This window comes from Xenorhabdus vietnamensis (assembly GCF_002127535.1).
Lineage (GTDB): Bacteria > Pseudomonadota > Gammaproteobacteria > Enterobacterales > Enterobacteriaceae > Xenorhabdus > Xenorhabdus vietnamensis.
This window is the reverse complement of sequence record NZ_MUBJ01000117.1, coordinates 1-684: the sequence shown is the minus strand read 5'-3', so window position 1 is coordinate 684 and position 684 is coordinate 1. Positions and strand designations below refer to the sequence as shown.

The following is a 684-nucleotide window of genomic DNA, read 5'->3' as shown; positions in this document are numbered from 1 at the left end:
TTGTTGTGCAATTAAAGGAATTCATCGTAATGGGCGATCTCGTTCTGGTCATCAACGTTACCTTTGCCAATCCTGCCGTCACTCTTGGCAACTTGAATTCACTTATACCGCATGTCGTCCCGGTACACACAAGCAAATCGTCGATATGGCGATGAACGGGATGGGGTGTCGGGCGACAGCGCGTGTCATGGGGATTGGCCTGAATACTGTCCTCCGCCACCTAAAAAACTGAGACCAAAATCCGTAACGGACATCATTGCTCCCTGTACTGAAGTCATTGTCTGCTGAGAAATGGATGAGCAGTGGTCATACGTGAAGTCGAAGAAAAATCCTCGTTGGCTCTTTTATGCCTATGACCGAAGCCGACGAAAAGTGATCGCCCACGTTTTTGGCCCCAGAACAAAAAAGACCTTGATGCGTTTGATGGCGTTACTGACACCTTTCAACATTGTGATCTATATGACCGATGGCTGGAAAAGTTATGAAAAAACGCTAATGGGGAAATTGCATGTGGTCAGCAAGCGTTATACCCAACGTATAGAGAGAAATAACCTGAATCTTCGTCAGCATTTGGCAAGGTTGACTCGTAAAACGTTGTCTTTTTCAAAATCCGTGGAAATGCATGACCGAGTCATTGGATATTATCTGAACATTCATCATTATCAATAAATTGGAATCATGACC

At 44.7% G+C, this 684-nt stretch carries 1 pseudogene; it reads left to right on the top strand.

What is annotated here, in order from left to right:
* Window positions 1-669: pseudogene (locus Xvie_RS20460) on the top strand (IS1 family transposase); the annotation flags it as partial.
* Between the last annotated feature and the right edge of the window lie 15 nt (window positions 670-684).